The organism is Martinezella tropici (assembly GCF_003287875.1).
Classification (GTDB): domain Bacteria; phylum Pseudomonadota; class Alphaproteobacteria; order Rhizobiales; family Rhizobiaceae; genus Rhizobium; species Rhizobium tropici_C.
Window position 1 is genome coordinate 290,263 of the sequence record NZ_QMKK01000054.1, and the last position, 19,648, is coordinate 309,910.

Annotated in this window: 27 protein-coding genes; 17 read left to right on the plus strand and 10 right to left on the minus strand. The window is 58.6% G+C overall.

The annotated features are described in order from the left end of the window. The first annotated feature begins 360 nt into the window (after nt 1-360). From DQ393_RS26580 to DQ393_RS33550, 4 genes are all read left to right on the plus strand, one after another. Nucleotides 361-1,068, plus strand: coding sequence for a LuxR family transcriptional regulator (locus DQ393_RS26580; RefSeq protein WP_181592431.1), 708 nt, complete (start codon nt 361-363; stop codon nt 1,066-1,068). Between the two features lie 296 nt (nt 1,069-1,364). Then, nucleotides 1,365-2,093, plus strand: coding sequence for an MgtC/SapB family protein (locus tag DQ393_RS26590; RefSeq protein WP_112344687.1), 729 nt, complete (start codon nt 1,365-1,367; stop codon nt 2,091-2,093). Between the two features lie 68 nt (nt 2,094-2,161). Further along, a complete protein-coding gene (locus DQ393_RS26595) occupies nt 2,162-2,710 on the plus strand; it encodes a BON domain-containing protein (protein WP_112344688.1) in 549 nt (182 codons plus the stop codon). A 14-nt stretch (nt 2,711-2,724) separates the two neighbouring features. Then, on the plus strand, nt 2,725-2,868 hold the full coding sequence (locus DQ393_RS33550; protein ID WP_181592422.1) for a hypothetical protein: 144 nt from the start codon (nt 2,725-2,727) through the stop codon (nt 2,866-2,868). A 122-nt stretch (nt 2,869-2,990) separates the two neighbouring features. Here DQ393_RS33550 and DQ393_RS26600 read toward each other — a convergent pair whose 3' ends face one another. After that, on the minus strand, nt 2,991-3,431 hold the full coding sequence (locus tag DQ393_RS26600) for a hypothetical protein (protein ID WP_181592423.1): 441 nt from the start codon (nt 3,429-3,431) through the stop codon (nt 2,991-2,993). Between the two features lie 274 nt (nt 3,432-3,705). Here DQ393_RS26600 and DQ393_RS26610 point away from each other — a divergent pair, with 274 nt between their 5' ends. Further along, a complete protein-coding gene (locus DQ393_RS26610; protein WP_112344690.1) occupies nt 3,706-4,044 on the plus strand; it encodes a hypothetical protein in 339 nt (112 codons plus the stop codon). A gap of 118 nt (nt 4,045-4,162) precedes the next feature. Here the strand turns inward: DQ393_RS26610 and DQ393_RS26615 are convergent, their stop codons facing one another. After that, nucleotides 4,163-4,399 carry a DUF2934 domain-containing protein gene (locus DQ393_RS26615; RefSeq protein WP_112344691.1) on the minus strand — a complete coding sequence of 79 codons (237 nt, stop codon included), beginning with the start codon at nt 4,397-4,399 and terminating at the stop codon, nt 4,163-4,165. 142 nt (nt 4,400-4,541) lie between these two features. Between DQ393_RS26615 and DQ393_RS26620 the strand changes: the two genes are divergently transcribed. From DQ393_RS26620 to DQ393_RS26625, 3 genes are all read left to right on the plus strand, one after another. Further along, nucleotides 4,542-5,003 (plus strand): YbhB/YbcL family Raf kinase inhibitor-like protein, encoded by a 462-nt coding sequence (locus DQ393_RS26620; RefSeq protein WP_112344692.1) that lies wholly within the window; start codon nt 4,542-4,544, stop codon nt 5,001-5,003. 93 nt (nt 5,004-5,096) lie between these two features. Then, complete coding sequence (locus DQ393_RS33555) at nt 5,097-5,267, plus strand: hypothetical protein (protein WP_181592424.1); 171 nt, start codon at nt 5,097-5,099, stop codon at nt 5,265-5,267. A gap of 38 nt (nt 5,268-5,305) precedes the next feature. After that, a complete protein-coding gene (locus tag DQ393_RS26625) occupies nt 5,306-5,494 on the plus strand; it encodes a DUF3008 family protein (RefSeq protein ID WP_112344693.1) in 189 nt (62 codons plus the stop codon). 34 nt (nt 5,495-5,528) lie between these two features. Here the strand turns inward: DQ393_RS26625 and DQ393_RS26630 are convergent, their stop codons facing one another. Both DQ393_RS26630 and DQ393_RS26635 read right to left on the minus strand, forming a co-directional pair. Next, complete coding sequence (locus DQ393_RS26630; protein WP_112344694.1) at nt 5,529-7,904, minus strand: phosphoketolase family protein; 2,376 nt, start codon at nt 7,902-7,904, stop codon at nt 5,529-5,531. A gap of 19 nt (nt 7,905-7,923) precedes the next feature. Further along, the gene (locus DQ393_RS26635; protein ID WP_112344695.1) at nt 7,924-9,096 is read right to left on the minus strand and encodes an acetate/propionate family kinase; all 1,173 of its coding nucleotides are present in this window, start codon (nt 9,094-9,096) and stop codon (nt 7,924-7,926) included. A gap of 185 nt (nt 9,097-9,281) precedes the next feature. On the opposite strand from DQ393_RS26635, the gene DQ393_RS26640 reads away from it, so the two are divergent. After that, nucleotides 9,282-9,551 (plus strand): hypothetical protein, encoded by a 270-nt coding sequence (locus DQ393_RS26640; RefSeq protein WP_112344696.1) that lies wholly within the window; start codon nt 9,282-9,284, stop codon nt 9,549-9,551. Between the two features lie 39 nt (nt 9,552-9,590). On the opposite strand, the gene DQ393_RS26645 is transcribed toward DQ393_RS26640, so the two are convergent. The 3 genes from DQ393_RS26645 to DQ393_RS26655 form a co-directional block, all read right to left on the minus strand. Further along, nucleotides 9,591-10,559: a DUF72 domain-containing protein gene (locus DQ393_RS26645; protein ID WP_112344697.1), complete on the minus strand. Its 969-nt coding sequence runs from the start codon at nt 10,557-10,559 to the stop codon at nt 9,591-9,593. 63 nt (nt 10,560-10,622) lie between these two features. Continuing rightward, nucleotides 10,623-10,907 (minus strand): hypothetical protein, encoded by a 285-nt coding sequence (locus DQ393_RS26650; protein ID WP_245430464.1) that lies wholly within the window; start codon nt 10,905-10,907, stop codon nt 10,623-10,625. Nucleotides 10,908-11,004: 97 nt separating this feature from the next. Continuing rightward, entirely contained in the window at nt 11,005-11,322 is a 318-nt protein-coding gene (locus DQ393_RS26655; protein ID WP_112344698.1) for an oxidoreductase, read from the minus strand. A 170-nt stretch (nt 11,323-11,492) separates the two neighbouring features. On the opposite strand from DQ393_RS26655, the gene DQ393_RS26660 reads away from it, so the two are divergent. Together DQ393_RS26660 and DQ393_RS26665 are read left to right on the plus strand one after the other, a co-directional pair. After that, on the plus strand, nt 11,493-12,050 hold the full coding sequence (locus DQ393_RS26660; RefSeq protein ID WP_112344699.1) for a NuoB/complex I 20 kDa subunit family protein: 558 nt from the start codon (nt 11,493-11,495) through the stop codon (nt 12,048-12,050). A 327-nt stretch (nt 12,051-12,377) separates the two neighbouring features. Further along, nucleotides 12,378-12,881, plus strand: coding sequence for a sigma-70 family RNA polymerase sigma factor (locus DQ393_RS26665; RefSeq protein WP_112344700.1), 504 nt, complete (start codon nt 12,378-12,380; stop codon nt 12,879-12,881). 36 nt (nt 12,882-12,917) lie between these two features. On the opposite strand, the gene DQ393_RS26670 is transcribed toward DQ393_RS26665, so the two are convergent. Continuing rightward, a complete protein-coding gene (locus DQ393_RS26670) occupies nt 12,918-13,310 on the minus strand; it encodes a response regulator (RefSeq protein WP_112344701.1) in 393 nt (130 codons plus the stop codon). A gap of 285 nt (nt 13,311-13,595) precedes the next feature. Here DQ393_RS26670 and DQ393_RS26675 point away from each other — a divergent pair, with 285 nt between their 5' ends. Beyond that, entirely contained in the window at nt 13,596-13,844 is a 249-nt protein-coding gene (locus DQ393_RS26675; protein ID WP_245430485.1) for a DUF982 domain-containing protein, read from the plus strand. Further along, nucleotides 13,841-14,032 (plus strand): ribosome modulation factor, encoded by a 192-nt coding sequence (locus DQ393_RS26680; protein WP_112344703.1) that lies wholly within the window; start codon nt 13,841-13,843, stop codon nt 14,030-14,032. The genes DQ393_RS26675 and DQ393_RS26680 overlap by 4 nt, the downstream gene beginning before the upstream one ends. Before the next feature lie 43 nt (nt 14,033-14,075). Here the strand turns inward: DQ393_RS26680 and DQ393_RS26685 are convergent, their stop codons facing one another. Next, nucleotides 14,076-14,594, minus strand: coding sequence for a ferritin-like domain-containing protein (locus DQ393_RS26685; RefSeq protein WP_112345184.1), 519 nt, complete (start codon nt 14,592-14,594; stop codon nt 14,076-14,078). Nucleotides 14,595-14,680: 86 nt separating this feature from the next. Next, entirely contained in the window at nt 14,681-15,034 is a 354-nt protein-coding gene (locus DQ393_RS26690) for a hypothetical protein (RefSeq protein WP_112344704.1), read from the minus strand. A gap of 142 nt (nt 15,035-15,176) precedes the next feature. Here DQ393_RS26690 and DQ393_RS26695 point away from each other — a divergent pair, with 142 nt between their 5' ends. The 4 genes from DQ393_RS26695 (at nt 15,177) to DQ393_RS26710 (ending at nt 19,635) form a co-directional block, all read left to right on the plus strand. Beyond that, entirely contained in the window at nt 15,177-15,827 is a 651-nt protein-coding gene (locus DQ393_RS26695; RefSeq protein WP_112344705.1) for a UdgX family uracil-DNA binding protein, read from the plus strand. A 63-nt stretch (nt 15,828-15,890) separates the two neighbouring features. Beyond that, complete coding sequence (locus DQ393_RS26700) at nt 15,891-17,033, plus strand: HlyD family secretion protein (RefSeq protein WP_112344706.1); 1,143 nt, start codon at nt 15,891-15,893, stop codon at nt 17,031-17,033. A gap of 1 nt (nt 17,034) precedes the next feature. Further along, nucleotides 17,035-18,642: a DHA2 family efflux MFS transporter permease subunit gene (locus tag DQ393_RS26705; protein WP_112344707.1), complete on the plus strand. Its 1,608-nt coding sequence runs from the start codon at nt 17,035-17,037 to the stop codon at nt 18,640-18,642. Nucleotides 18,643-18,828: 186 nt separating this feature from the next. Further along, nucleotides 18,829-19,635 carry a Ku protein gene (locus DQ393_RS26710; protein ID WP_112345185.1) on the plus strand — a complete coding sequence of 269 codons (807 nt, stop codon included), beginning with the start codon at nt 18,829-18,831 and terminating at the stop codon, nt 19,633-19,635. Nucleotides 19,636-19,648 lie beyond the last annotated feature (13 nt).

Below are 19,648 nucleotides of genomic sequence, written 5' to 3' on the forward strand. Positions count from 1 at the left end.
CAACGACATTTCCTGTATGCACGTGTAACAGATCGATTGTCTTTTCAGTGTGTTTGAAAGCTCTATTGACCTTCTTGTGGCACGCGAATTCCGCGAAAGCATGTATTTTCTACAGCGACAGGTCGATTCTGCATGTCCTCATAAATAGGTGTTTCAACATGTTTTACAGGCTCTGGTTGTCACTCGCCAGAGTCTCTGAGACTATGAGAATTCTCATGAGAGATAAGACTATTGATATCGAGAATACCTCTTTTTTCTGTCATGACATGAAGTGAGTGCAGCAATAATGTGTGTTCCTGTTGGTCTGCAAATATTCCGGGGAGCACGCAGGTGTCCAACAGTACTAAAACTAGGCGCCAGATGCGGCGCAGTGCACCAACTATTGTCGTAATTCAGCATTCCACACTGGCGCGAACGACTGTGGTCAAGCTTCTTGAGCATGAATTCGCCGGTTGGAATTTTATCGATATGATCTCCACCGAGAGTCTCGATAGAGCCCTTGGAGCGGAGGTGCGTCTGATTGCACTCGATCTGGCCGGCAGAGGTGTTGAGAGCACAAGCCTGCGTGACGATCTCGCGGCAATTGCTGCACGTTTTCCTGAGGCTCCTGTCACCTTGCTCTTGGGCACAGATGACGTCAGCATAGTCCGTCAGGCACTCGAGATGGGCATTCGCGGCTTTTTCTCGACGTCACTTCCCATTGATATCGCCCTTGCCGGCCTCCGTCTCGTTCTGGCGGGAGGAACATTCTGCCCACAGCTATTGGGAGCTGTTGCAAACGGCTCAAACGAGCATATTCCGGTCAGAAACGAGGCCGAAAAAAGCTTGGATGATAGGACGCAATATTTGGCGATCGCCGATTTCACTCCCCGGGAGGCGGATGTCCTCGCGGAGCTGCAATGCGGCTGCTCAAATAAGGTCATTGCAGGAAAACTCAATTTGTCGGGGCATACCGTGAAGATGCATCTGCAACATATCATGCGTAAGTTGCAGGCGCAGAACCGCACCGAAGTGGTTGCCCGCTTGGTTCAAAGAGCCGCCAGCGGGCCAGACGCCTCGCCGAGTTAGGCGAAGGTGGCAGAACTTTTTGGGATCGCTTTTGTGGCCTCATCCGCATGGGAGACGAGACGACGCGGGGATCCGGCCTTTGCCGTCGTCAAGGCCATGGCCGAGGCGCATGGCGGCCACGCCACGGTCGACAGCCGCAAGGGCGGAGGCACGACGATCGTTCTCCCGATCCCGCATTGTTGCAGGTTCACGATCGAAGGTCGCCGTCCTTGGAAGAGGGATGCAGCGGAACGAAAAGCCCGCAGCGCTGTTCTCAATGAAGAATTGTCCCAAGAGGCCTTCTGTCGGAGAATAACGTGCCGAATCTGATGGATGATATGCCCCTCGATCCGAACTGGCTCGATATCGTCGTTCGGCTCGCATTGGTGACGGCAGCGGGTGCCTTGGTCGGCATAAACCGGGAGGCTGGTGGCCATGCGGCGGGATTCCGTACGACGATTCTGGTGGGCTTGGCAGCTTGCCTCACAATGATCCAGGCCAATCTTCTGCTGTCGACACTGGGCAAGACACCGCAGTCATTCGCCTCGATGGACGTGCTGCGCTTTCCCCTCGGCGTACTGACCGGGGTCGGTTTTATCGGCGGCGGCGCCATCCTCAAGCGCGGGGATCTGGTGACCGGCGTGACGACGGCGGCGACCCTTTGGATCATGACCGCGATCGGCCTGTGTATCGGCGGCGGACAATTGATCGTCGGTTCGGCCGGCGCGGTCATCGCCTTTATCGTGCTGTCGCCCTTTAAACGGTTCGACAAGCTGATACCGCGCCGGCAGAAGGCGCGGTTCGTGATCGAGCTCCCGCGGGATGCCGGCGTTACGGTCGCCGGCATGCAAACGGCGCTGGAGCCGCGCGGATATGCCTTCGCCTTTCTCGCCGAGACGATGGGACCGACGGAGGCGACCGCGCATATTTCCTACGAGGTGCGATGGAGGCAGGCGGGCTTGGATGCCGGCGGCGCGCAACTGCTTGCGTCTCTCCGGGAGTATCACAAGATCGTATCCTTCGAGATGCTCACGACGGGCACATGACCATCGGCGATCAAGACGGAACATTCGCAGGCGACAAATGTTTTTCCCTATCAACACGGGAGAAAACAATGACCGAGATCAAGAATACAAAGACGGCAAGGGATCCTCCGGATCGCGCCGATATTCGCACCCTGCAAGCGCTCGACCAGGCGGCCGGCGGCTCAGGAGATGTCACGCAGGCTGCCGCAGCAGGAGCATCGGCGCAGGATATTCCGCCGCAACCGGGTACGGACGATGCTCGCTGCGAGGATTCGGCCGAATGCGATCGGCGTCGCAAACAGGAGGTGGATGAGGTTTTCTTCAGGATCTCCGAGGTGCAGTCCGGCCTTCAATCGCAGCAGCTTGATGATTTGGCGCCGGCGGCTGAGGAGGGTGCATCTTCAGCGTGGAAACAAGAAAGGGCCGATGCCGAAATTCGCGCGGAAATCGAAAGCAGGCTGAAAGCGGATGGGCTGCTCGATACCGCGGGCATTTTCGTCACCGTAAGCCGCGGACGAGTGATCATCGAAGGATCCGTCGAAAATCACGAAGCCAAGCAGCGCGCGGAAGCGATCTCCCGACAGGCGGGCGGCATCGTCGGGCACGACAGCAATCTTGCTATCAGCAAGACGCGATAGATGGACACGCCGAGATGCGCATGTTGTTGCTCGTGGTCTTTGGTCTGATGATCGCATCGGTACTGGCCATTCTCGTCATCAAGCCATTTACCGCCGGCGACAGCCGGGACACAACGGTGACCAATGGGCCAATCGAGCAGCCGGAACCGAAGCCGTAAGGCATCCTCATTTGCTGGGTCCTTATTTGCTGGGCTGTTGACTGTTTTGCTGCCCATTTTTCGGATCACCCGGCTTGATGATGGGAGTATTGCCGACCTTTGGTGCAGGCTTTTCCATTTGACTATCGCCGACGGATGGCGGCTTGAGAACGCCGCCGCAGTCCGCCAACGTCCGACTTGGATCGCTGTCCGGTGCCGGAGTTGCCTGGCCGTCGCCTGGCTGCTGGTTTTCCGTCTGTCGATTGGTGTCCATAGCCTTGCACCGGTCGTCGTTCGGCGTCTGTTGTGCGAATGCGAAGGTCGAGGAAATAGCGACCGCTATCACCGCCAGCAGAATGCCGCGGCATCTCGGCAAGGTCCAGCCATTCAAATGGCGCGGCCAATCGAAGCTGCGTTGCAACGATTGTGCCGAAGTCGATGATGCAGCCGTCGACGACATTGCGTTGGTGATATTCTTTGTCATTGTTCACCTCGATGACGGTATGAAGTTCTCGTGGCGAAAAACGTTTCCGATTGGGGTCGTTGTCCGCTGCGATCGGAACCAGTCGGCTTGAGAGATCCATCAGTCTTCGGCATCCCAGATGCCGGGAAGGCTGCGGATCGGATGGGTGGGAAGCTCGCCTGCCATTTCGTTGGCTATGGAGAGAAAGCGGAAAAATCTCCATATTCTTCAGCACCATCGTGTCCGCTTGGCACGATCTGCAGCCTCACAGGGCTAACGTCCGGCTATGCGCATTGTTCCGGCCGACGCCGACGGGATGCGGCGTCGCGCGATGGAACCATCTCGCAGCGCTGAGGTTAGGCCGCTATGGCATTTGCAACTTACGGAGGCCTGCAATGGCACCCCAGGAACCCAAAAAGCCGCTTTCTGCGACCGAGGCTCGTCAGGGCGTGCGCGGCGTGCATCTTTTCGCCGTGTTGGTCACGGGGCTGGTTTTGGCCGCAATCGTGTGGGCCGGCGTCGAACTATGGGGCCGTTACATCGAGCCGAATAAATCGGAAAACCCGGCGCCGCCCATAAGCTCCTCCGGCGGACAGCCGCAGGGCGGCACGATCGACAATACTCCGCCCGCCGGACAAGCTGCCCAGCCCGCACCGACCGACCGGTCGGAAAACAATCAGCAGGGCACCAAGAGCACGCCGGCCCAGCCAAACCGAGACGGAACTCAGAATTAGGAAGAAACGTACGGCGAAGCCATGATTGCGCTCCGTAGCAGGCCGTTCGCCCACCAAAATTCGGCCGGGCTATGTACGCCCGGGAATTGTCTCTGCGAGAATTTCCTGCGTATTGACACTATCCGACGTTACGGTCCTTTGGAGAGTCATCATTTTCGGCTTCGGGCGGCGCAACTTTCCGCCGAAGCCTTATCAGCACGTCTTCGCCGTCAACGGATGCTCGTGTTCGCTCCATGATCTCGCGCTCCGCAGCCGCTTGCTCCCAGTGGAGATGGCTGCATCCCCAGGGGCGCCCCGCAGCCTCCCAAATGGCATAGGCCCGTTTGCTGATCCATTCGAACCGCTCATCCGTCATTTGTTCTCCTCCATTTTTGGATGCATAGAACTGCGCTTGTGCATGAATGTTCCGCGCCGGGAACAATAATGGTGCTGACGGGTTGCACCTTATGTTGAGAACTTCACAAAAGCATGAATCCGCGACAGAAAGGAGGAGCCTGATGGCTTTGACGTTGATCAGCAAGGCCTTCGCTGAAGACGAGCCGATACCGAGCAAATACGCGATGGAAGGCGAGAATTTATTCCCCCCGCTCTCTTGGGGCGGTGCTCCCGATAAAACCCAGAGCTTTGCCCTGATCGTCGAGGATCCCGATGCACCGAGTGGTACGTTTTGCCATTGCGGCATTGCCAACATTCCGGCGGAATGGACTGGGCTGGCCGAAAGCGTCGACACGACGCAGGAACAGGCGCTCCGCTTTTACAAAAACGATTTCGGCAATGCCCGTTACGACGGTCCGCGGCCGCCACGCGGCGATCCCCCTCATCGTTATATCTTTCGGCTCGCTGCGCTTGACGTGCCGAGGGTTACCCTTCCGGATGCCGTCGGGGCGGAGGCAATGTGGCAGAAAGTGAAGAAACACACGCTGGCAGAGGCAAGCATCATCGGCACCTATCAATCCTAGGCTTATGCTCTGTCAGCCTTCTGCGACCGGCGCCGCGGCGTCGGCTGCTCCTGGCACGAATGGTCGCCGAAATCCGGCCTCCGGATGGTTGCAATGAACGGAAAAGATCAGGGCGATTCAGACAGGGACGAGCCGCGCAGCTTCGCGGCCGAGGATGTTCGCCAAGGCGAGATCATCCTGAAACGGCGTTGGCAGCGCGTGATATTCATCGGTGGGCTTGCCGCGGCGGTATTGCTCATTCTGCTGGTACGCTTTGCCGGATAGGCAAACGAGATCGCAAACAAGTTAGAGGAGGGCTCATCATGCCCGCAAAGTCGAAATCGCAGCAAATGGCCGCCGGCGCGGCGCTCGCCGCCAAGCGCGGCGAGAGGAAGAAGAGTGAGCTGAAGGGCGCATCGAAGAGCATGGTCGACTCCATGAGCGAAAAGGAGCTTCACGACATGGCATCGACCAAGCGAAAGGGAAAACCGGCGCACGCGGCCAAATCCTAACGGTGCGGTGGTGAAGGGCTGAGCCGTTCCAGCCTCACCGCTTCCACCGCCAGTCGCGAACTTCCGGCATATCCTCGCCGTGACGCCGGACATAGTCATGGTGCTTGACGAGCTTTGCTCTCAGGCCATCCACGGCATCCGGAACTTTTTCGGCCAAACCCGGCACGCGGTTGATCGCCTCCAGCGCGAGATGATAGCGATCCAGCTCGTTCAGCACCGTCATGTCGAAGGGCGTGGTCGTCGTGCCTTCCTCGATGAACCCGCGCACATGGATGTTGTCGTGATTGGTTCGTCTGTAGGTCAGCCGGTGGATCAGATAGGGATAGCCGTGATAGGCGAAGATCACCGGTTTGTCCGTGGTGAAGATCCGGTCGAATGCCTGATGCTCGAGACCGTGCGGATGCTGCTCCGGATCCTGAAGGGCCAGGAGATCGACCACGTTGACCGTTCGGATCTTCAAGTCCGGGATCGCCTCATGCAATAGCATGACGGCGGCAAGCGTCTCCATGGTCGGCACATCGCCGGCACAGGCCATGATGAGGTCGGGAGCGATCGTATTCTCCTCGTAGCTTGCCCAATCCCAGATGCCGACGCCGGCCTTACAATGGGCGATCGCCTCGTCCATGCCGAGCCACTGCGATTCAGGCTGCTTGCCGGCGACGATGACGTTGATCCTGTCATAAGTCCTCAGGCAATGATCAGCGACCCACAGCAGCGTATTGGCATCCGGTGGCAGGTAGATGCGCACCACATCGGCCTTCTTGTTGGCGACGAGATCGACGAAGCCGGGATCCTGATGCGAAAAGCCGTTGTGATCCTGCCGCCAGACATGCGACGTCAGCAGGTAGTTCAGCGATGAGATCGGCTTGCGCCACGGCAGCTCGCGCGAGACCTTCAGCCACTTGGCATGCTGGTTGAACATGGAATCGACGATATGGATGAAGGCCTCGTAGCAAGAAAAAAGCCCGTGCCGGCCCGTGAGCAGATATCCTTCCAGCCAACCTTGGCAAAGATGTTCGCTCAGGACTTCCATCACCCGGCCCTGCGGCGCTAGATGGACGTCATAGTCTTCGATTGCCTCCATCCAGACACGATCGGTCGCTTCGAAGACGCTGCCGAGGCGGTTCGATTCCGTCTCGTCAGGGCCGAAGATGCGAAAATTCTGCCTGATGTCATTGAGCTTCAGCGTGTCGCGCAGATAGTGGCCGAGTATCTCCGTCGATTGCACCTGCTTGCTGCCGCGCTCGCCGATCTCGACAGCGTAGTCCTCGATGGAGGGAACCAGGAGCTCTTTGCGAAGCAGGCCGCCATTGGCATGGGGGTTGGCACCCATTCGTCTTTCGCCTTTGGGTGCCTGCGCCCGCAGCTCGGCCTTCAGCCGCCCATCGCGGTCGAAAAGATCGTCGGGATCATAGCCGCGCATCCAGTCTTCAAGGATCTTGCGATGAGCCTCATCACCGCGGCAATTGGCGACGGGCACCTGGTGCGCCCGCCAGAAACCTTCAACCTTCTTGCCGTCCACTTGCCTGGGTCCCGTCCAGCCTTTCGGGCTGCGCAGCACGATCATCGGCCAGCGGGGCATTCCTTCGGGCGAAGTCTTTTCGCGTGCGTTTCTCTGTATGCTGCGAATGCGGTCGAACGTCTGATCGAATGTTGCGGCCATCGCCTGATGCATCGCGGCGGGCTCGTGCCCCTCGACGAAAAACGGCTCGTAGCCGTAACCGGAGAACAGGTTTTTAAGATCGTCGTCGCCTGCCCGGCCGAGGATCGTCGGATTGGCGATCTTGTAGCCGTTGAGATGGAGGATGGGCAGCACCGCGCCATCGCGCGCCGGATTGAGGAATTTGTTGGAATGCCAGCTTGCCGCCAGCGGCCCGGTTTCGGCTTCGCCATCGCCGACGACACATGCGACGACGAGGTCGGGGTTGTCGAAAGCCGCGCCGAAGGCATGGACGAGCGCATAGCCGAGCTCGCCGCCTTCATGGATGGAGCCCGGCGTCTCGGGTGCCGCATGGCTTGGAATGCCGCCGGGGAAGGAAAATTGCTTGAACAGCTTCTGCATCCCGTCCGCAGTCTCGGCGATATCCGGATATATCTCGCTGTAGGTGCCCTCGAGGTAGGTATTGGCGACCATGCCGGGACAACCGTGACCCGGTCCGCATATGTAGATGATGTCGAGATCGCGTGCCTTGATGACACGGTTCAGATGGGCATAGATGAAATTCAGACCAGGCGTCGTGCCCCAGTGGCCGAGCAGTCGCGGCTTGATGTGCGCGGGCCTCAGCTGCTCGCGCAGCAGCGGATTGTCCATCAGGTAGATTTGGCCGACGGAAAGGTAGTTGGCAGCCCGCCAGTAGCGGTCGATCAGAGAGAGTTCTTCGGGTGAGAGCGGCGTGGTAACTGCATTCATTTCCGTCTCCTCGTTTTCGTCATGTGATAAGGGCCACGGCCTCGTCGGCGATCACCTGTTCCTCATCGGTCGGGATCACGAATAGCTTCACTTGGCTGGAACCTGCACTGATCGAGGTCGAGTTGCGCCGGTTTGCATCGTCATCGATCTCGATACCCAACCATTGCAACTTCCGTGCGACGCGGGCTCTGATCTGCGGCTGGTTTTCGCCGATGCCGGCGGTGAAGACCAGAGCGTCGAGGCCTCCGATCGTCGCGCACATCCGGCCGACTTCGCCCGATATGCGCAGGCAGAAGAGATCTATGGCTTCAGCCGCCTCCGGCCGCTTGTCTTCGAGCAGGACGCGGGTGTCGCCGCTGATGCCGGAAACGCCGAGCAGACCGCATTCATGGTAGAGAAAGTCTTCGATCCGTTCCGGCTCCCGCATCCCGCTCCTCATCAGATAGAGTAGGGCGCCCGGGTCGAGCCAGCCGGGACGTGTCGCCATCGGGATCCCGTCCAGGGCCGAAAACCCCATGCTGGTGTCGCGGCTGATGCCATTTTCCATTGCGCACAGGCTGGCGCCGCTGCCGAGATGGCATGCGATGACTTTGCCCCCGGCGCTTGCCGGCGCGATCTTGTTAAGCTGCCAGGCGATGTATTTGTAGGAAAGGCCGTGAAAGCCGTAGCGGCGCACGCCGTCATCATGCATGCCGCGCGGGATTGCCAACCTGCTGACAAGGCCTGATTGCGACGAATGGAAGGCCGTATCGAACGAAGCGGCTTGCCGAACCTCGGGTCGAAGCTTTTCGATAGACTGGATGACACGGAGCGCCTGCGGCTGATGCAGGGGGGCGAGAGGTATGAGCTTCTCGATCCGGCCGATCGCGGCATCGTCGAGCAGCGTCGCCTCTCGAAACATCAGGCCGCCATGGACGACGCGATGGGCGACCGCGCGCAGCCTGCCCGGAAGATGTGCGAGCATATGGTCCAGGGTTTCGGCGACGACGGAGACGAAATTTGCATCGTTGTCGCCCTTGACCGACCTCTCGTATTTATCGTCTCCGATGGAGTAGCGAAGCATCAGCGGAGCTTGATCGAAGTCGATCTTTCCGCGGCCGACATTGCGCGCCTGCGTGCCCGCAAGCTCGAAGACCCCGATTTTCAAAGTCGAGGACCCGGCATTGAATGTCAGCAAGACATCGTCGGTCATGTCAGCCTCGGATGAAGGGTGTCGACTACCGCTAGTTAGGGCATTCGGGCCCGGAAACAACCGGCCATGTGGTCGCAGAGCCGATCGGGCAAATGCTTGAGGAACCAAGCCGAGGCAGGGCGGTTCGGATCATGGTCAATTCGATAATCATTCGGCGAATGCCCGCCGATATGAGGAGGTGCAAGATGGAAACCTACCGCCGATATCGCAAGAACGAGGTTCCGCCGGGCTCCATTATCGTCAAATTCTATCATTCCGGCGATCAGATCAGGGGCTTCCTGCGCAGGGAAACACCGCCTGGCGAAGATGATGTCGTTTTCCCCGGTGAGGAAATGGAGCCTAATGACGCTTTCATAGCGGCACGCAACAAGATGATCGGCGAGACACTCAGGCCGATCTATGTGGAGCTGTCCGAGGGTGTGCAGTGGGACCCGGCATGGGGCCGGCTGGAGTGATCTGAACCGGGCCGGCGCCTTTTTCCGGTGAAGAGAGCGTCATCGGCCCGGCCAATGCTGGCGGGCCTCTTCTGTAACCGCCGTCTTGCGCGGCCGCTTCCTCTCAAGGGGCGGCATGGCTTCGACTGGTGAGGCAAGCCCGAGCCGCTCGGCCAGTCGTCGGGCATCGACCGGTGCCCTGACTTTCACGTCATTATCGAAATAGACATAGACGTCGCGACCTCTCGCGGACGATGTCAGCGGCTTCAACACGCGATTGGCGTCGGCGGGCTCGCGACCGTGCGCCCAGGCGCTGATTCGTTTTGCCCACTTATCGAGAGCCTTGTCGTCGTAGCCGCTGACATAGAGCTCTTCCGAGCCATGGAGACGGCAATAGACAAAATCGGCCGTGATATCCATCAGCAACGGCCATTCGACCGTGTCGGCGCAAACCAGTCCCATCTTGTGTTCCCTCAGCAGCCGGATGAAATCGGCTTGCGCGAAGCTTTCGTTGCGAATCTCGAACGCATGGCGCAGTGGCCTGTTTTCGTCGGTCTCCAGCCAGTCGCGCCCTTCCATCCATGCATCGCGTCGCCTCGCAAGTTTGACCGCGGCATGGGTGTCCTTTGGCAGCATTGACATGAAGGTGGAAAAGAGTTCGGCGTCGAACTGTAGCCGCGGCGGAAACTGCCAGAGGATAGGGCCAAGCTTCGGTCCAAGGCGCAGCAAACCCGAGGCCATGAAATTGGCGAGCGGCGTCTCGACATCGCGCAGCCTGCGCATATGGGTTATGTAGCGGGAGCCCTTGATGGCAAAGACGAAGCCATCGGGCGTCTCGTCCCGCCATTTCGCAAAAGCCTCGGGACGTTGCAATCCGTAGAATGTGCCATTGATCTCAATGGAAGGAAACTGCCGGGAGGCATAGGCCAGCTCGCGCTTCTGTGTCGTGCCTTCCGGATAGAAAACGCCGCGCCAGGGGGCGTAGGTCCAGCCTGAAATACCGATACGGATCGTACCTGTCTTTGTCATCAATTCATGGCCATGTCTGGAGCCGCTTGCTTCGGGATGACTTCGGCAAAGCCGGTGCCCCCACTAGGTGGCATTGATGGAAGGGAGAAACGACATGACCTCGCTGCGTTGCCGCGGTTCGAGTGTCTCGATCTCCCGTTTCCAGAATGTCTCGGCTTCGGGAGGGTCCGCTTCCCAGCTGTTGGTCGACAGAATATTATCATCCATGACCAGAAGCCTGCGTCCGCCGAGCCGCAGATATTCCTTCGCAAGTTCCTGAGCACCGTTTCTCACGGAGTCTGGGTTTTTCATCGATGCTGGGTTTCTCATGGCATCTGCTCCTCGATTGCGGCCTGTATCGCCGGCCATCCACATCGCATCCGATGCAGTCGATATATGGAAAGCCTATGGCGACGCCGGATGGCCCGCGAAACACGAAACGGTCCCGCATTTTCCCGAGTTTTCGTCATTGAGGACAATTCCTGCTCGTCGCGCTGTCGTTCGATTGACTATTTTGCGTGTCGTTGCCTTGTGTCGTGTTCTTGCCTGTTTTCATGGCATTGCAGTCCTGCGACTGACCGTTGGAATTGGGAGTACCGGTCGCACCGGTGCCGGTGGTGCCTCCGTTTCCGTCGGAAGTGCCGTTATTTTGCGTGCCTGTCGCGGCGCCGTTGCCGCTGCCGGATCCACCGGCGCCAGTGCCGCCAGAGCCGGACTGCTGCGCCATGACAGCTGTGGCCATGCCGATCGACAAGGCGCCGACTGCGATCATTTTCATCAACATAGGATCATTCCTCTCTTCTGTTTGCCGCCTTCAAACTCAACAGCAGAGTGGTTGTTTCCAGTTTTCTGCATTTTTGCTCTTGGCAGGATCATGCTTTTGAAGACGCTTCCTTCACGGAACAAATCGAGCTTGCGAAAGTTGTAGGCGTCTTTTCCAGAGAGAACGGACCCATGTCTTCCTTCAAGAATCGGCCTGTGATCAGCGACTTTCAGTACCCCGGCGAGGCTCCAGGCGGCGATCCATTTCTGGGGACGATCAACAGCGAGCTTGCCGACAAGGGCTTTCTGGTCACCAGCACGGACGAGTTCGTCACCTGGGCGCGCACGGGATCGCTGATGTGGATGACGTTCGGGCTCGCCTGCTGCGCGATCGAAATGATGCAGATGTCGATGCCGCGCTATGATGTCGAACGCTTTGGCGCGGCGCCAAGGGCTAGCCCGAGGCAGTCGGATCTAATGATTGTCGCGGGTACGCTTTGCAACAAGATGGCGCCGGCGCTTCGCAAGGTCTACGACCAGATGCCAGAGCCGCGCTATGTCATCTCGATGGGTTCCTGCGCCAATGGCGGCGGCTATTATCACTATTCCTACTCGGTCGTGCGCGGATGCGACCGGGTCGTTCCCATCGATATCTACGTGCCGGGCTGTCCACCGACCGCGGAAGCCTTGCTCTATGGCATCATGCTTCTTCAACGCAAGATTCGCCGAAACGGGACAATCGAGCGGTAATCCTTCTGCATCGGCCCACTGCTTTTCCGATTTCTTTCGCAGCGACAGCAGGCGATTTTTTGGAATTGGATGGAACAAGCTCGGAATACAACCGTTTCCCCGCAAGACGTAAACGGCGTCTGAAGTCCGAAAGTCAATCCAAAGCATCCCGAACAGGCATCGCGGTATAGCGAAAGCGGAGACTACTCAAATCAAGACCAATGGCGATTGGGCCGGCACCCGCGTGGATGCCGATCTCATCGCGCATGGCCGGCGTTGAACGAGATCGGGTGCTGCATGCGAGGCGGGCGAGGAGCGCTCTTATTAGAACCTGCCAAGGAGGAAGTTGTGACCGACCTGTCCCGAACAACCGGTCTGCAAACCGAAATTGTCGAACTTATTCCAGCCCTTCGCGCCTTTGCGCGGACCTTTCACAGAAATACCAACGATGCCGACGATCTTGTTCAGGAGACCCTGGCGAAGGCATTGGCCAATCTCAATCAATTCGATCGCGGCACCCGACTGAAATCGTGGCTGTTCACGATCATGCGCAATACGTTTTGCACGAAGTTCCGCATTGCCAAGCGGGAGGCTCCGGGCAGCAAGAAATGTGTTTCTGGTGATGGCATCGCCTTGCCGTCGCAGGAATGGACAATCCGGGCAAGGGAGCTGGAGGAAGCTTGCAATCACCTGCCCGAGCCTTATCGGGCGGTGCTTGAATATGTCGTCATAGAAGGCCGTTCCTATGATGCCGCGGCAGAAAAATTCGGCTGCGCGATCGGCACGGTGAAAAGCAGGATCAATCGGGCAAGGCAGCAATTGGCCGCTCGCCTCGACGAGGATAGGCGCTGACGGATTGGATCTCCGTCACACGAGCAGGAAACAGCGCTAGATATCCGATTTTCGGTTGTTGAACAGAGCCTTGGCAATGTGCTCCATGGCAGCCGATTTCTCGCACAGCACAAAGCCGGCAAAATCCGCCGTTGCGCCGGGCGGTTCCCGAGCCAGGGCGAAGACATAGGGAAGCCTCTGCCTTTCAAGCCGTTCAACCAGATAAAAGGCGCGCTCCGGAGCCAGATGCAAATCCAGGATTACCGCATCTGCATCGCTCTCCTCAATCAGTTCGGCGGCATGCTCGATGTCATCGACCGGTCCGACTATGATCGCGCCGAGCTCTTGCAATTTTTGCCGTGCCTCGTCGGCGAGGAAATAACCGTCCTCCACGATCAGAAGCCGTTTGCCCCGGAACATCTGGCTATAGGGGGCCGTCGAGTTGTCCATCCATCAATCCAGAGTGAGTTAATCGCTTATAGATGGTTTCGCGTGAACTGAAAGTGAACCGCAAGGCGGGACAAAGGCTGGCGTTCACCTCATGGGAACCTGGCGTCCAGAACATTCTAGGCCGATAAAAGTTTCCAATTCCACAGCGAAAGAATTTTGTGAAAGCATGGCGGAGCGCAGCGGGGTTCAGGAACAAACGGCCGCGTCTGCGGTTTTTCATTGAGGAGAGGGACCTCCGCGACATGGGAGGATCGAATGCACGAAGTCATTGATGTCGAATTTAAAATGCTTTGGAACGCCCCGGTTCGCCTTGCTGCCGGGGATCAGGGTTGCCAGACCGTTCAGGGGCCGGAGGACGCCATCCATTTCCTCGCACGACGATGGCCGTATGAAAGAGGCTCCTCCTACGCCCATGCAAGGGAGCGCTGCGTCGCAGCCGTTTCGCATCGGATTCCAGTCGAGGCATCGAGACCAGCCTTCGTGATGGCCTGCCTTGATGCGCGGTTGATGGCAACAGGCGGATATCGGCCATGAGCAACGACGACACGATTTCCGAAACGGAAGCTTATGAACTCGGCAGGAAGGCCTTCCAAAAGGGTGTAAGCGGCGACAACAACCCATTTCCGGAAGGTGACCACCGCCGAGACAAGTGGGCGCACGGGTTTATGGATGCGCAGAAGATCCTGAGCGATGAGCACCTGCCAGGCCGCCCGTCGAGCTGATAGGCAAGGCATTGTAGATTCCTCCAGGTAAAATCAGCTGAGATTACCTCTGCGTCCCAAGAGGCCCATCGCCTTCCCACATCAGCAGGAATTTCTGCGTGACCAAGGGCAGATTGTCGTCCAGCCATCTGGCCATCGATTGTTCTTCGGCAAGGCTTGCCTGCAATGCATCCTTCGCTTCGCGGAAATTTCCGGCATCCGCGATCGTCAGCAGCGATTTATATGCCGCAATCTCATAGTTTTCGAATGCGAAGTCGGCGAAGGCGTCTTTCAACACCGCGTCGCCCATGCCTGCATGGCTCATGACGGCTGTCGCGCCGTTGAATGAAAGGACCATGTCGTTGACGCTCAGGTAATTTTCATCCAGTTCCTCAAGAATATGCTCAAGGCGGATGATCTGATCCTGGGTCTCGCTGATATGCTGTTCGAGCTTTGCTGCCACTTCGGGATAGCGTTCCATGCGCGGCAGTTGTGGCCTCATCATGCTCAGGGCTTCGTTTTCCATCGCATGGGCATTTCGAAGACCGATGACAAACATGTCGTGGATTTCCGTTTCCGCCATGGTTTCCTCCTTTGGCAGGCCACGCTCCATCGCTGGTTCCGAACCGCAGCGGATACCGGTTGTTCCGGCATGACAAGGCGAATGGATCAGCTATCGCCGTCTCGTTCGTTGAGATCGATCTGACCCTTTTCGACCAGGATCGGCAGAGCGATATTGTGCTGTGCCTCGTTCATTTCCTGAACGGTGACCAGCGTTCCTCCCTGTTCGAGAGCGGCCGCGTAGGCCGCACGCTGTTCCTCGTGAAAGAAGATTCCCGTCAGCGCATCGAGAAAGCCCATATGATCGATCGGCGACGTATCCGGCCGATTGCCCGGCGTCATGGTGATTGCATCCTTGGGTATGCCGGCGTCCATGAGAGCCTGCGCTGCCGCCTCCGCATCATATTCGTCCTTGAAGAACGCGCTCAGTGCAAAGGAACCTATTTTGCCGTTGCCGTTCATGACGCCTTCCTCCGTTCCAACGGTTCATCATTCTAACGAACAGCAATGAGGTGGGTTCCCCTCCCGGCAGCATCCGAGCATGGAACAAAGAGAACGGCGATTAGTTGATCGTCGTAGAGTCTGGAACCATAGCGAGCCCCCAATGCTCGATAGATTTCCTCTGACCGGTACAGGTCCTTCGCTGGCATATGAACATGCGGACGCAGAAACCCTCGATGAACTGCGCGACGATGCTCGCTCGTGCACGCGATGCGATCTCTACCGCAATGCCACCCATCTCGTCTTCGGCGAAGGGCCAGATACGGCCGATATCGTGCTTGTGGGCGAACAGCCCGGCGACAAGGAGGATTTGGCCGCGCGGCCTTTCGTCGGACCTGCGGGCCGGCTTCTCGACCAGTGCCTCGAAGAGGCCGGCGTGGAGCGGGACCGCTGTTACGTCACCAACGCCGTCAAACATTTCAAATATCAGATGCGTGGGAAGAAGCGCCTGCATGCAAGGCCCAATGCCGGAGAGGTGCAGCGTTGCGCCTGGTGGCTCGGGGCCGAGCTCGAACTCCTGAAGCCCAAACTGGTCGTCGCACTCGGCGCGACAGCGGTATCCTCGCTGCTCGGTTCGAAGGTCAAGGTCATGCGCGACCGTGGCCATATCCTGCATTCCGCGGGAAAGCCCGATGTTCTCGTGACCATTCATCCTTCGGCACTTTTGCGGATCAGGGAGCAGGATGAAAAGGAAAAGAGCCGGCTCGCCTTCGTTCGGGATCTGAAAAAGATCCGACGCTTTCTGCCGCATTGACCATCATTTCAACCGATTGACCGGGAGCTGAAACCCCGCACGACAACAAGCAAAGGTCAAGTCATGGCTGACAATCAACCCGATATCATGGAAACCAAGCCGGATCGGCGGAAACAGCAGCCGGTTGAAAATGCAGACCGGCGGGCCGATTCCTCGGTGGAAAAGCGGCCTTCACTCGTCCGTCGCCATCCCTTCTGGATTCTCTCCGGCATTGTAGTGCTGGCGGCTCTGATCGTTGGCGCATGGTTCGGCTGGAAGATCTATTTCTATCCTTACGAGTCGACGGATGACGCTTTCGTCGCCGCGCGCAGTTTTTCCGTGGCTGCCAAAGTTTCCGGTTATGTCGCGGAAGTTCCGGTGACAGACAACCAGCACGTCGCCGCCGGCGATGTCATCTTGCGGATCGAGCCGCGCGACTATCAGATCGCGCTCGATCAGGCGAATGGCCAGGTGGAGGTCGCCAAGGCGGCCGTTGATAGCGCCGGCGCGCAGATCGAAGCGGCCAATGCTTCGGTCGACGTCGCCAGAGCGCAGCAGAATTCCGCCGCCGCCGCCCTCCAATATGCGCAGCAGGAATCCGCTCGTCAGCAACAGTTGGTCAAGAGCGGCTCCGGCAGCGTACAGGCCGTCCAGCAGGCGGCCTCGACCTTGCAGCAGGATCAGGCAAGCCTTGCGCAGATGCAGGCGAACGTGACCTCCGCATTGAAGAACAAGACTGTCGCGGAAGCGCAGAAATCCAGCGCGCTCGCCAGTCTGAAACAGGCCGAAGCGCAGGCGGAAGAGGCGCAGCAGAACCTGAGCTATACGACCATCACCGCAGCCCAGCCGGGCCGCGTTGTGCGCCTCACCGGCGCCAAGGGCCAATATATCGACGCAGGGCAGGCGATCTCGACCTTCGTTCCCGACGAAATCTGGATTACGGCAAACTTCAAGGAGACGCAGCTGACGGACATGCGGCCGGGCCAGCCGGTGGAACTCACGATCGACGCTTATCCGGATCATAAGCTTCACGGCAAGGTCGCATCCGTCCAGCCAGGTTCCGGAACGGCCTTCTCGCTGCTGCCGGCCGAAAATGCGACCGGCAACTACGTCAAGGTCACGCAGCGCGTGCCGGTCAAGATCGTGGTAGACAAATGGCCCGCAGATGTCGCCATCGGCCCCGGCATGTCCGTGGTGCCGACGGTGACAGTGCGCCCGAGGAACTGAGATGAGCGGCGCAAGCGCAACGGCAGGCGGGGCAGGGGCGTCTTCCGCGCATACAACGAATCCGTGGCTGATTGCCATCGTGGTGTCGCTCGCGACCTTCATGGAGGTGCTCGACACGACGATCGCCAATGTGGCGCTACGCTATATTTCCGGCGGTCTGGCCGTCAGTTCCGACGAGGCATCCTGGGTTGTCACGACCTATCTCGTCTCGAATGCGATCGTGCTTGTTGCCAGCAGCTATTTTGCCGAGCGGTTCGGCCGTCGCAGGTTCTATCTCCTGTGCCTGGCGACCTTCACGATCGCTTCCGTCCTGTGCGGCCTCTCCTGGAATCTGGAAACATTGCTGATGTTCCGCGTGATCCAGGGCTTTGCCGGCGGCGGCATGGTGCCGACCTCGCAGGCGATCCTTGCGGATGCCTTTCCGCCGGCAAAGCGCGGACAGGCCTTCGCTCTTTTCGGCGTCGCCGTGGTCGTGGCGCCGGTCATCGGGCCGACATTGGGCGGCTATCTCTCCGACAATCTTTCCTGGCACTGGTGTTTTCTCATCAACGGCCCCGTCGGCGTCTTCGCCTTTGCCCTCGTCTATGTCCTGTTGAAAGAGACGCCTCAGACAAAGCGCATGCGCGAGGAGTTTCGCCGTAAAGGCGTTCGCTTCGATCTTGTCGGCTTTCTGCTGGTGGCGACCTTTCTCGGCTCACTGGAACTTGTGCTGGATCGGGGCCAGACAGATGACTGGTTCGGCTCCGGCTTCATCATTGTGATGGTTGCCATATGCGTTCTCGCATTTCTCCTCGCAATCCCATGGGTTCTGACCAAGGCCAACCCGATCATCGATGGCTGGCTGCTTGGCACCCGGCAATTCGGATCCTGCTTCATTGTCATGATGGCAACCGGCGCCATACTGATCGCAACGACGCAGTTCATTCCCGAAGTCGTGCAGCAGAATTACCGCTACACGGCCACCTGGGCTGGGCTCGCCCTGTCGCCGGGCGGGCTTGTGACCATGGTCATGATGTTCGTCGCCGGCCGGGTGAATTCACTGGTTCAGCCGAAATATCTGATTGCCATCGGTGCTGGGATCATTGCCGTGTCCATGTGGCAATTGACCCGGCTCTATCCCGGCCTGAACTTCGGTTTCTTCGTCTGGTCGCGTCTCTATATCGGACTTGGCCTGCCGCTGATCTTCATCCCGATCACCTCAGCCTCCTATTACGGCCTCAGGCCGGAGCAGACCAACCAGGCATCCGCCATGATCAATGCGGCCCGCAATATCGGCGGTTCGATCGGCGTGTGCGTCGCGTCGAATGTGCTTGCTCATCGCGAGCAATGGCATCAGAGCCGCCTTGTGGAGCATGTCACGCCATCCTCACCGGCCTATCAGGAGACGCTGCAGACCATGTCGCGCTATTTTGCCGAGAAGGGCGCGACGGTGGCGGATGCGCGGGCACAGGCGACCGCCTGGATCGGGCAGCAGGTGCAGACGCAGGCGAGTTTTCTCGCCTATATCGACGTGTTCCATGTGCTGATGCTGATCGTGCTTTGTGCCATTCCACTGGCATTGATCCTCAGCAATGTGGATCTGAAGGAGGGCGGCGGTAGCATGCATTGAGAGCGATGATCCATGAGTTGCAATTCCCGCCAAAGCCATCGCTCGCGGTTTGAAGCGATCCGCGGTCTTGGATTACAGGCAAACTCGTCATCCGGTCGAGTTGCCTTCCAGGCGCGATGAGAGCGAAGGCCGAGCGGAACCATGCAGGGCGAAGGCCGTTCCTCTCCGGTATCGGAGGAAAAATTCATGGCTCCACGATCATTCTGGAAGGGCTACCTCAAACTGTCGCTCGTGACCTGCCCGGTCGCTATGGCGCCGGCAACCAGCGACAATGAGAAGGTTCGCTTCCATACGCTCAACAGGAAGACAGGCAATCGCATCGTCAGCCGATATGTGGATTCCGTCACCGGAACGGCAGTGGACGAGGACGATGAAGTCAAGGGATATGAGCGCGGCGAGGATGACTATGTCTTGCTCGAGGATGAGGAGCTCGACGCCGTAGCTCTGGAAAGCACGCGGACGATCGATATCGAGATGTTCGTGCCGCGCGACGGCATCGAATGGATTTGGTTCGATACTCCGCATTATCTGACGCCTGACGATCCCGTCGGCGAGGAGGCTTACTGCGTCATCCGCGATGCGATGGCGGCAAGCCGGATGGTCGGCATATCCCGGCTGGTCATGTATCGCCGCGAACGCGCCGTCATGCTGGAGCCTCGAGACAAGGGGATCGTGCTTTGGACTTTGCGCTTTGGCGACGAGGTGCGCGACGAACGGGATTATTTCGGCGATATCGCATCGAAATCGGTGGATACCAAGCTGATGCGGCTGGTTGAGGAGCTCATAGAAGAGCGAACAATGCCATGGGATCCCGCCATGGTTTCAGACCCCGTCCAGGAAAAGCTGCTCGACATCATCGCCTCGAAGAAGAAGGGCCGAAAGCGCCCGGCCAAGGCGAAGGTGGAGGAGGAAGAGCCACCGAGCAATGTCATCAGCATCATGGATGCGCTTCGAAAGAGCCTCTCGCAGGAGAAGGGCACAAAGAAGCGATAGCCCGCTTGGAGCA